This is a genomic window from Mycobacterium sp. (assembly GCF_040509115.1).
Taxonomy (GTDB): domain Bacteria; phylum Actinomycetota; class Actinomycetes; order Mycobacteriales; family Mycobacteriaceae; genus Mycobacterium.
The window spans coordinates 20,184-27,092 of sequence record NZ_JBEVLO010000337.1 but is presented as its reverse complement, the minus strand read 5'-3'; the positions used below and the strand labels follow the sequence as shown (position 1 = coordinate 27,092).

Below are 6,909 nucleotides of genomic sequence, written 5' to 3'. Positions count from 1 at the left end.
GAGCCGATGCCGACGGAATCGGAAGGGGAGAGGGCGTCGGCACCGTAGTGCTGCGCCGCCTCGACGACGCAGTCAAAGCAGGCCAGCCGATCTATGCCGTGGTGAAGAGTTCGGTCACCAACCACGACGGCCGCAGTAACGGCATCACGGCCCCGAGCCGACGATCGCAGGCGGCGTTGATGCAGCGTGCCCTCGCGCTGGCGGAGGTTGATGCAGGGCAGATCGACTTCATCGAAGCCCACGGCACCGGCACCGTACTCGGCGACATGATCGAGGCCAACGCGCTCGGTGACGTTCACGGACACGGACGCCGCGAGCCGTGCCTGTTGGGTTCGGTCAAAGGCAACATCGGACACACCGAGGGGTCCGCCGGCATCGCGGCGTTCATCAAGGTGTGTTTGGCCCTACATCATCGGATCGTCCCGCCGACGGTCTTCGGGGACGAGGCCAACGCTGCCCTTCGACTCGACGAACGCGGGCTTCGCCTTGCCGACGTCCCGCACGACCTGCCCGGGCCGGCCCTCGGTGCGGTGAGCTCGTTCGGCCTTGGCGGAAGCAACGCACACGCAGTGCTCGAATCCGCTCCGGTGCCATCGGTGCCCACGGACGGCCGACACGGTGTGCTGACCGTCACGGCGCCCTCGACCGAGGCACTTCGGCTCAACGCCGCGCCCCTGGCCGCCGCACTGGACCTGGTAGCCCCTGCTGAGGTGGCGGCCTGGTGCGACGCGACCAGCGCGGTAAAACGGGGGCGGCGCCACCGACTCGCGGTGTCCGGTGACCGCACCGCACTGGCCGATCAGCTGCGCCAGTTCGCTGCGGGTGGCCGTGACGACCTCGCGTCGTCGGCCCCCCGTAGCCAGAAGCCGGCAGGCATCGGCCTGTTGTTCTCTGGGCAGGGCACGCAGTACCAGGCGATGACCAAGCGGCTCTACGACAGCAATCCGGCGTACCGGGACGAGCTGGAAGCCACAGTGGCCACGGTGCAACCCCATCTGGAAGCGGATCTACTCACCGCGGTGCTAGGCGGCGATGCGGCGGTCAACCACACCAGCCTGGCTCAGCCTGCGCTGTTCGCAGTGTCCTACGCGCTGGGCAGGACGCTGTGCCGCGGCGGAGTGCGGGCCGCCTACGGGATCGGCCACAGTGTCGGCGAGATCGCCGCCGCGTGCACGGCGGGCGTCTTGTCCCTCGAGGACGCAGCCGCGCTCGTCGTAGCCAGAGGACGGATGATGGGGTCGCTGGCAACAGGAGGGGCGATGATCGCCGTCGACCTCGACGAGGAAGCCGCTCACCGGCTCGTCGCCGGCGAGCCGGACTGCGTCATCGCAGCGTTCAACGCACCACGCTCGCTCACGCTATCCGGCCCGGCCGATGCGGTCGCACGGCTGAAGTCATCCGTGCTAGCGCACGGGTACAACGCCATCGACCTGCCGGTGTCGCACGCGTTTCACTCGCCGCTGATGAAACCGGCCGTCGCGGATTTCCGCAGCGAGATCGCGGGATTGAAGCCTCGTGCCGCTCGGTTCCCGCTGTTCTCCACGATGCTCGGCAGTCAGATCCGCGGCGAGGAGATGACCGCCGACTACTGGGCTGAACAGATCTGCGCGCCAGTCCGCTTCGCGGACGCCGTGCGTGCCGCACTGCGTGGCGCGACCGTCGATTATCTGGCCGAAGCAGGCCCCAAGGCGTCACTGCTGACACTGGCCAGGAAGTGTGGCGTGTCGCCCACCGTTGCAACGTTGCCGCTCTGCACCGGGCCGGGCTCCACAGGAGGGGAATTCAACGACGTCGCAGCGATATTGATGCGCGATGGTTACTCACCGGATCCAACGACGTGGCATGGGGTCGCTGCCCACATGCAGCACGTCCCTAGTTACCAGTTCGACCGCAACCATCGCTTCTGGTCCGAATCGATCTCACAAAGTAGCGATTTCGGCACACCAGCCGGGGACGACACGGTATCGACGATGACGCATGGAGAATCCCAGCAGGCCGTCTTGGCGGTGATCGCCGACGTTGGCGGATACCCCGTCGCGGCAATGAACCGGTCCAGTCGGCTCGCCGAAGACCTCGGATACGATTCCCTGCTGCAACTACGCCTTCTGGATCGGCTGCGCAGCGAATACCCCGCCCTGCAGAGCGTATCCGTGGCCGACGTCCTGCCGCACATCTACACGATTGGGCAACTCGTCGACTTCGTGCTGCTGCGATTGCGCGAGGAGGAAACCTCTCGATGAGCTCCGTCGAACTGGTGTGCTTCCACCATGCAGGCGGGGGAGCCGCATCGTTTCATCCGCTCCGTCGCGCGTTGGCCACGGCCGGTGTGGATGCGCACGTCACTGCGGTGACGCTGCCGGGGCGGGAATCGCGCCGCACCGAGACACGACACCGCGACGGCATGGCCTGTGTGCGCGCGATGTTCGACGAGCTCGACGACGTGCTGAGCCGCCCGCATGTTCTGCTCGGCCACAGCATGGGCGCTCTGCTGGCGTACTTCCTTGCGCAACAACGCATTGCACGAGCACTCCGCGCACCGGAAGCAGTCGTCGTCGCGTCCTGCCGGCCGCCGCACCAACCCCCACCACTGATCGACGTGCTCGCACTCGGCGATCACGAGCTGGCAGTGGAGCTCGCCCGTTACGGTGGTATGCCGAAAGAGGTGCTGTCACATCCGGAGTGGCTTGCGCTGCTCATGCCGACGATCCGCGACGACCTATCGATCTGTCAGACCGACTGGCCTTCCTGGGAACCACCGCTTCCGTGCCCGCTGTACGTCATCGGCGGCGGCGAAGACGCCATGGTGCCCCGCGAATCGCTGGCCGAATGGGTTGGCTATTCGGCGTTGTCCCAACCGGTTCGCCAGATCACTGGCGACCACTTCCTCTTCAGGTCACCGACACGGGAACTGGTGGCCGAGATCGCACGTGTCCTCGACGAGACACGGGATAGGAAAGTCACCTCATGAGCAGCTTCACTCGAGAGATCATCGCAGCCGCCGCGTCATCACCGCACGGCTTGACCGTCGGCACCATCGACGATCCGGTCCGGCACTCCTGGAAGACCATTCACCATCAGGCCGTTCGCATGGCCGGCGGACTGGCCGGCATGGGGGTTGGGGCAGGCCAATCGGTGACCGTGCTCGCCGCCGATGCTGCGGACGTCGCGGCGTTGTCCCAAGCCGTGTGGCTTCGCGGCGCCGCTGTGACCATGCTGCAGCAACCCACCCGGCGCACCGACCTTGCTGTCTGGCTGGACGACACGGTGCGGGCCATCCGGATGATCGGCGCCGAACTAGTCGTTCTCGGTGACGCCTTTCTCTCCGCGCGTGCGCATCTGGTGGAGCGGAACGTGGCCGTATGCAGTGTTGATGAACTGCGGAGGAGTTCGGTGACCACACTGGAGGAACCCGGGGAGGCCGATGTCGCCATGCGACAACTGACGTCGGGATCGACGGGGACACCCAAGGCCGTCGAGATCACCCACGCGAACCTGGCTGCGAACGTGCGGGGCATCCGAGAGGGTCTCGCCATCGACGCCGATGAGGACGTGACCGTGAGCTGGCTACCGCTGTCCCATGACATGGGGATGATCGGATTCCTCTACGTGCCCATGCACGCAGCGATGGAAGCCGTAGTTGTCACACCGGAGCAGTTCCTGCGGCGGCCGATCGTCTGGGCCGAGCTCATCAGCAAGCACCGGGCAACTCTGACTTCGGGCCCGAACTTCGCATATTCCGTCCTTGCGCGAGTGCTGGACCGCAGCGATGAACACGACCTGGACCTCTCGTCGCTGCGGGTGGCGGGCAACGGTGCCGAGCCAATCGACCACCGCGACGTCGAGGCGTTCACCGCGGTTGCCTCCCGGTTCGGCCTCCGTGCCAGTGCGCCGACTCCGCTTTACGGACTTGCCGAGGCCACTCTCGCGGTGTCGGTCGGTGCACTCGACCAGGCTCCGGCGATAGACCGGGTGTCACGCCGAGCAGTCACGGAAGACCGATGGGCACAACCACTTTCACAGGACTCGCCCGAAACGCAGCAGCACGTGGTGTGCGTGGGTCTCCCGGTGAACGGTACCGAGGTGCGCATCACCAGGGATGCCCGAGAGGTGGGAGTCAGACAGATCGGCGCCATAGAGTTGCGCGGACCCGCGATCGCCGAGAACTATCTCACCGTCGACGGGATTCGACCGCTGGCCAACCACGACGGTTGGTTCGACACCGGTGATCTCGGCTATTGCGACGAACGAGGCGGCATCTACGTTTGCGGACGCTCGAAGGACCTCATCGTCCTAGCAGGCAAGAACCTCTATCCGCACGACATCGAACGCGCCGCCGAGAGCGTCGACGGTGTCCGCAGGGGCTGCGTCGTGGCCGTGCGCGTCGATGCCGATCGCGAAGGATTCGCCGTCCTCGCGGAGGTACACGATCCAGAGGACGACGAAACACGCTCACGGGTCAGTCGGGACATCGCGTTGTCGGTGAGCAGCCGTGTCGGACACCGTCCCAGCACCATCCGCCTGTTTGCCGCCGGTACGCTGCCCAAGACGCCGTCGGGCAAGCTACGCCGCAGCAGCGCTCGCGATCTGCTGTCGGTGTGATGCGAAATTCGAGCCGCGAAGGCATCCTCGCCCGCATCACGCGTGTCGTCGTCGACGCGCCGAAGCGGATCATCGTCGCCGCGGCGTTCTTCGTCGTCGCCGGCGCGCTGTACGGACTCCCGGTAACCGGAATGCTGTCCGCCGGCGGGTTCACTGACCCGGCCTCGCCGTCACGACAGGCGGCTGAGATCCTCGTCGACGAGTTCGACAGGAGCCCGGTTCAACTACTGGTCACCGTGACCGCCGACGGTGGTGTCGGGGATCCGCGAGCGGCGCAAGTGGCCGCTGCCGTCCAGTCCGTGCTGGAGAACTCGCCCGACGTCACCGACGTCACCTCCAGGTGGACCGCCCCCAAGGCGGCGGTGCCGACACTTACCAGCGACGACGGCCGTACTGGAATCATCATGGCGGGCTTGCGCGGAAGCGATGCCGAATACGCCGACCACGCCCGCGCACTGGTCGACCAGTTCCCGCCCGACGGGGACGGAGTCGAGGTTCGGGTCGGCGGGGCATTGACGTATGCCGAGGTCGACGAGCAGAGCGAACGCGATCTCATCACCATGGAACTCATCGCCATCCCACTGAGCTTCGTCGCACTCGTGTGGGTCTTCGGTGGTGTGCTCGCCGCCGTGCTTCCCTTGCTCATCGGTGTGGTGGCCATCCTCGGTTCGCTGGCAGTGTTGCGCGCGGTCACGGTGTTCGCAGACGTCTCCATCTTCGCGTTGAACCTCACCGCCGCATTGGGATTGGCGCTGGCCGTGGACTACACGCTGCTGATCGTCAGCCGGTATCGTGACGAGATCGCCGAGGGGGTGGAGCCGCAACCGGCCCTCATGACAGCGATGACCACCGCCGGACGCACCGTGGTGTTCTCGGCACTGACCGTGGCGCTCTCCATGAGCACCATGGTGCTGTTCCCCAGTTTCTTCCTGCGGTCGTTCGCCTATGCCGGTGTCGCGGTGGTGACGCTGGCAGCCGTGGCCGCCATCGTCATCACCCCGGCGGCCATGACGATTCTCGGTCCCCGTCTCGACGACTTCAACCTGGCGAAGCTGTACCGACGGATCTTGCACAGACCGGTGGTGCGGCCGAAAACCCCTCTCGAGAAGTCGTTCTGGTATCGAGTCACTCACTACGTGACCCGGCACGCCGTCGTGGTGAGCGTGACGCTGACGGCGGTCCTCGTCCTTCTCGGCGCACCGTTCCTGGGGGTGAAATGGGGCTTCCCAGATGACCGGGTGCTGCCTGAATCGGCCAGTTCACGTGAGGTCGGTGACCTGCTGCGCAACGACTTCGGCGTGAATCCCACCAGCACCGTCACCGTCGTCGTTCCCGACGTCTCGGGCGTGACGAGCGAGAACATGACGGAGTACGCGAGCGCGTTGTCCCAGGCGCCCGGTGTGGCCGTGGTCTCCGCGCCGACCGGCGCGTTCGTCGAGGGGCGGCCGGCAGGTGAACCGGTGGCACCGACCGGGATCACGCAGCGGTCGGCGTTCCTGACGGTGCAGAGCACGGTGGCGCCGTCGTCGGCCGCCTCCGACGAACAGCTCACCGCCCTTGAGGCGGTTCCAGGGCCGGGGGGTCGATCGGTGCTCTTCGCCGGCGTCGAGCAAAACACAAGGGACAGCGTCGAATCCATCATGTCGCGACTGCCACTGGTGCTCGCCGTGATCGGTGTGGTGACACTCGTGCTCCTCTTCCTCGTCACCGGCAGCCTCGTCCTGCCCATCAAGGCGATCGTCCTCAACGTACTGTCGTTGACCGCCACCTTCGGCGCGTTGGTGTGGGTCTTTCAGCAAGGCAATCTCGGCGGTCTGGGAACCACGGTCACCGGCACCCTGGTGGCGAATCTGCCTGTGCTGATGTTCTGCATCGCGTTCGGCCTGTCGATGGACTACGAGGTCTTCGTGTTGTCCAGGATCCGGGAGTACTGGCTCGCCTCCGACCGCACGCAGAGCGCGAACATCGACAGTGTCGCGCGGGGCTTGGCGAGGACCGGACGGGTGGTGACAGCCGCTGCGGTGCTGATGGCGGTGTCGTTCGCGGCGCTGATGACCGCGGAGGTCTCGTTCATGAAGATGGTCGGGCTGGGTCTGGCGATCGCCGTCCTCGTCGACGCAGCGGTGGTCCGTACGCTCCTGCTGCCCGCCCTCATGAAACTGCTGGGCCGGGCGAACTGGTGGGCGCCGCAACCACTCGTCCGGCTGCACGAGCGCATCGGTGTCAACGAAGGCGGAGACGCCGCCCGACCACGTGGACGAGTCGAAGTGGGCGGCGAATCATGACGGCCTGCACCCGAATTGACGACTC

At 66.2% G+C, this 6,909-nt stretch carries 4 protein-coding genes; all 4 read left to right on the top strand.

From position 1 onward, the window contains the following. Positions 1–2,240: acyltransferase domain-containing protein (locus tag ABW137_RS23595; protein ID WP_526403878.1), on the top strand; the 2,240-nt coding region annotated here is incomplete at its 5' end. After that, positions 2,237–2,968, top strand: a complete 732-nt coding sequence (locus ABW137_RS23590) for a thioesterase II family protein (RefSeq protein ID WP_526403877.1) — start codon at positions 2,237–2,239, stop codon at positions 2,966–2,968. The genes ABW137_RS23595 and ABW137_RS23590, both read left to right, overlap by 4 nt. Beyond that, on the top strand, positions 2,965–4,599 hold the full coding sequence (locus tag ABW137_RS23585) for a long-chain-fatty-acid--CoA ligase (RefSeq protein ID WP_526403876.1): 1,635 nt from the start codon (positions 2,965–2,967) through the stop codon (positions 4,597–4,599). Before ABW137_RS23590 ends, ABW137_RS23585 begins: the two co-directional genes overlap by 4 nt. Continuing rightward, on the top strand, positions 4,599–6,884 hold the full coding sequence (locus ABW137_RS23580; RefSeq protein ID WP_526403879.1) for an MMPL family transporter: 2,286 nt from the start codon (positions 4,599–4,601) through the stop codon (positions 6,882–6,884). Before ABW137_RS23585 ends, ABW137_RS23580 begins: the two co-directional genes overlap by 1 nt. Positions 6,885–6,909 lie beyond the last annotated feature (25 nt).

Excerpts from the sequence above, each read along its gene's own strand:
- ABW137_RS23585 (WP_526403876.1), top strand. The coding sequence starts at position 2,965 with ATGAGCAGCTTCACTCGAGAGATCATCGCAGCCGCCGCGTCATCACCG.
- ABW137_RS23580 (WP_526403879.1), top strand. The coding sequence starts at position 4,599 with ATGCGAAATTCGAGCCGCGAAGGCATCCTCGCCCGCATCACGCGTGTC.
- ABW137_RS23590 (WP_526403877.1), top strand. The coding sequence starts at position 2,237 with ATGAGCTCCGTCGAACTGGTGTGCTTCCACCATGCAGGCGGGGGAGCC.